Source organism: Mycobacterium sp., assembly GCF_039583785.1.
Classification (GTDB): domain Bacteria; phylum Actinomycetota; class Actinomycetes; order Mycobacteriales; family Mycobacteriaceae; genus Mycobacterium.
Genome location: NZ_JAVKSG010000145.1, coordinates 1 through 3,672, shown reverse-complemented (window position 1 = coordinate 3,672; position 3,672 = coordinate 1). Strand labels below are relative to the sequence as shown.

Genomic DNA, 3,672 nt, shown 5'->3' with positions numbered 1-3,672 from the left:
CTAGGCGGTGCGAATGCGGACTTCGCAGTTGAGCGACGCCTCCAGCGCGGTGTGAACCCGGCTCTCCGGGACGCGCTCGAGGTCGGCTTCGCGCAACGTCACTTCGACGATGTCGAAGCCGTCCTCGCCGGGAGTCCGGACGATGTCACCGGTGAGCCCGAATCCGGCCAGCACCCCGTGCGCATCGTCGTCGGTTCCCCGGCTGACAAAGGTGACCACACCGGGAGCGGGGTTGGCCGGAAACGCGGTGCTGCACAGGTCAATCGCCGCCTGTTTCGCAGCCTCGACGTCTTCGCTGGTGATCAGCAACTGCACTTCGCGGCGGCCGGCGGGCATGGCCCCGAGGTCCTTCGCAATGACACCGGCGCTGCCGACACTCGCCAGGAGCAGTGCCATGCCGTCGGTTAGCTGCGCAGGCTCCAGCGCGTTGTCCGGGTCGACGTTGACGCGCACGACTGCGGTTCGCATGTCCGCCAGCGTAACGCGGGTCAACTGATGGAGACCAGCGCTGCACCCGCCGTCACCATCGGCATGTCGCCCGGCTTGACGCCGCGACTGCTCGATGGTCAGGACCGCGAAGACTTCACCGCCTACCAGGGGTCGGGCGGGTACCAGCCATTAACCGGAGCGGACGAACTACTCGGTGAGGTCGAGTCGAGTGGGCTGCTCGGTCGTGGCGGGGCCGGTTTTCCATTCGCGGTGAAGGCGCGCGCGGTCCGCGACCACGGACGCGCCGCCGGTGGCGCCGTCGTGGTCGCCAATGGCGAAGAGGGAGAACCGGCTTCGATCAAGGATCGGTGGTTGCTGCGGCACCGCCCACATCTGGTCATCGACGGCCTGCGATGTGCCGCGTTCATGGTGGCCGCGGACCGCGCGTATGTCTATGTCTCCGATGCGGACTCGGCGCGGAGCGTGGAAGCCGCGTTGGCCGAACTCGGGCCGGACATCCTCGACGGGGTCGCGGTGACGGTGTATACCGTCGAACCCGGCTATGTCGCCGGTGAAGAAACAGCCGCCGTCCGCGCGCTCAACGGTGGGCCGGTCAAGCCAACGGACAAGCCGCCGAGGCCTTACCAGGAAGGGGTCGGCGGACTGCCGACGCTGGTGAGCAATGTGGAGACGCTGGCCAGCCTGCCGTTCGTGCAGCGGCACGGGGCCGCCGAGTTCCGTTCGCTGGGCACGGCATCGTCGCCGGGCAGCTTCCTAGTGACGGTGACCGGCGCGGGCCGCGCGCCGGCGCTCTACGAGGTGCCTCATGGTCTGGCGTTCACTGAACTGCTTTCCCTGCACCGGGTTTCAGCCGATCAGGTACGGGGTGCGCTGATGGGCGGCTACTTTGCCGGCCTCCTCGACCGCGCCGTGCTCGACGCCACGCTGGACCACGAGACACTGCGCGGCCTCGGCAGTGGCCTGGGCAACGGCGCTATCACGGTGATCACCGACGACTGCCCGATCGCGGTCGCAGCGTCGGTGCTGGCCTACTTCGACCGCGAGAACGCCGGGCAGTGCGGGTCCTGCTTCAACGGCACTGCGGCAATGGCCGCCGTGGCCGGCGCGCTACGCGACGGCGTCGCCACCGAGGAGGATGTCGCCCGGTTGCGCCGCTGGTCGGTCGTGCTTCGCGGGCGTGGCGCCTGCGCCACACTGGACGCCGCGACCAATATCGCGGCGAGCCTGCTGGCGAAATTCCCCGAACTCGTCCAGGCTCACCTCGACAATGGTTGTCAGACATGCCAACTGGGCGCCTTCAACGCTGACCGTCCTTACCAGGTGGAGGCGCTGTGAAGATTCGTCTGGACCGCACGATCTGCGACGGCTTCGGCGTGTGCGCCAAGCACGCGCCAACGTACTTCTCCCTCGACGACTGGGGTTACGCATCACTGGACGGCAACGGCGAGGTCGCCGACGCCGACCGCGATGCCGTGATGCGGGCGCTGCTGGACTGCCCGGTGCACGCGATCACCGAGTGGAGGTTCACCCGTTGACCGGACGCCCGCTGCCGTTGATCACCGATGACAACGAGTTTTTCTGGACATCGGCTGCTGACGGAAAGTTACGTCTGCAGGAGTGCACCGATTGCTCCGCGCTCATCCACCCGCCCGCACCGGTCTGCCCCCGGTACTGCCGCGCGACGCTGGCCGGGTTTACCATCAACGAAAGATTCAGCCTGCCTGGGCTTTCCGCACCGTACGTCGTCGCGCAGGTGGCCATCGCCGAGGACCCCAGGGTGCGGCTGACCACCAACATCATCGAATACGACTCTGCGCAGCTGGATTTGGGCCAGCAGGTCGAGGTGGTCTTCGAGCGGCACAGCGACGTCTGGCTGCCGCTGTTCCGTCTTGTAGACGGGGCCGAACCCGCCGCGTTGCCGATCGACGAGATCGAGCCGGAACGCTTCGGTGACTTCGTCCGGCCGATGCGTACGGCGGAGAAGTTCGAAGACAAGGTGGCGCTGACCGGCATCGGCATATCGGAGATCGGTCGGCGGTTGATGGTGCCACCGCTGGCGCTGACCGTCGCGGCCTGCGAGGCGGCGATCGCCGATGCCGGCTTGACCATCGACGACATCGACGTTCTCTCAACGCATCCCGGCGGCTCGGTGATCGCCGCGATGCTCGCCATCGCCTGCGGGCTGGCTCGTCATGTGCTGTGCTTTCGGACGCTGTGGGAAGCCACCTTCAACGAGCAGATGGAGCAGGGCAAGATCGTCCCGTCGGGCGGTTGTCGGGCGGACTGGCTGCTGCCGTTCGGCGCCACGTCTGCGGCACACACGTTGGCGCAGAACCCCCAACGCCACTTCCACCGCTACGGAACAACCAAGGAGACGCTGGGCTGGATCGCGTTGAACCAACGCGCCAACGCTGAACTCAACCCGACCGCGGTGTACCGGACGCCGATGACGATGGACGACTACCTCGACGCGCGTCCCATCACCTCGCCGTTCGGGCTGTATGACTGCGACGTGCCGTGTGACGGGGCGGTCGCCGTCATCGTCTCGGCCGTCGACGCTGCCCGCGACCTAACCAAGCCGCCGGTGCTGGTGGAGGCGGTAGGTACCCAGATCATCGAGCGAATCGAGTGGGATCAAAGCACGTTGACCCACGAGCCGCAGGTGCTGGGCCAAGCCGCCCACCTGTGGTCGCGCACATCGCTCACCCCGCAGGACGTCGACGTCGCCGAACTGTACGACGGATTCACGATGAACTGCCTGTCCTGGATCGAAGCGCCGGGATTCTGCGGTATCGGCGAGGCACGCCACTTCCTGGACGGCGGCAAGAACATCGCGCGCGACGGGCAGTTACCGCTGAACACCCACGGCGGTCAGCTGTCGCACGGCCGAACTCATGGCATGGGCCTGCTGCACGAGGCCATCACCCAGTTGCGCGGCGAGGCCAGCGATCGTCAGGTCGCCGATGCCCGCGTCGGCGTCGTCCGCAGCGGCGGCCTGACACCCAGCGGGGTACTGCTGCTGCGGGCCGATCGGTGACGAGCCCGACAGTTCGGCCCCGGCTCGTCATCGTCGACGGCGTGCCGATGTCCGCGTTGGTCGCCGAGGCGCCGGACCCGCGGGCGGTCATCGTCGCCATTCACGGCGGCGGAACCAGCGCACTGTATTTCGATTGCCCCGGCCATCCCGAGTTGTCGTTGCTGCGCGCCGGCGCGCAGCCCCGC

General features: G+C 67.6%; 3 protein-coding genes and 2 pseudogenes. 4 read left to right on the top strand and 1 reads right to left on the bottom strand.

Annotation, left to right across the window (positions count from 1 at the left end; all coding sequences use genetic code 11):
* Positions 1-468: a hypothetical protein gene (locus ABDV69_RS20560; RefSeq protein WP_343577627.1), complete on the bottom strand. Its 468-nt coding sequence runs from the start codon at positions 466-468 to the stop codon at positions 1-3.
* Between the two features lie 27 nt (positions 469-495).
* On the opposite strand from ABDV69_RS20560, the gene ABDV69_RS20555 reads away from it, so the two are divergent.
* The 4 genes and pseudogenes from ABDV69_RS20555 to ABDV69_RS20540 form a co-directional block, all read left to right on the top strand.
* Positions 496-1,785 (top strand): NADH-ubiquinone oxidoreductase-F iron-sulfur binding region domain-containing protein, encoded by a 1,290-nt coding sequence (locus tag ABDV69_RS20555; protein WP_343577625.1) that lies wholly within the window; start codon positions 496-498, stop codon positions 1,783-1,785.
* A pseudogene (locus tag ABDV69_RS20550) lies at positions 1,782-1,961 on the top strand (ferredoxin); the annotation flags it as partial. The gene ABDV69_RS20555 and the pseudogene ABDV69_RS20550, both read left to right, overlap by 4 nt.
* A 20-nt stretch (positions 1,962-1,981) precedes the next feature.
* Positions 1,982-3,487 carry an OB-fold domain-containing protein gene (locus ABDV69_RS20545; RefSeq protein ID WP_343577624.1) on the top strand — a complete coding sequence of 502 codons (1,506 nt, stop codon included), beginning with the start codon at positions 1,982-1,984 and terminating at the stop codon, positions 3,485-3,487.
* Positions 3,488-3,534: 47 nt separating this feature from the next.
* Positions 3,535-3,672, top strand: a pseudogene (locus ABDV69_RS20540) (alpha/beta hydrolase); the annotation flags it as partial.

Bases quoted from the DNA above. Each gene is read 5' to 3' on its own strand.
- ABDV69_RS20555 (WP_343577625.1), top strand. From the start codon at position 496: ATGGAGACCAGCGCTGCACCCGCCGTCACCATCGGCATGTCGCCCGGC.
- ABDV69_RS20560 (WP_343577627.1), bottom strand. From the start codon at position 468: ATGCGAACCGCAGTCGTGCGCGTCAACGTCGACCCGGACAACGCGCTG.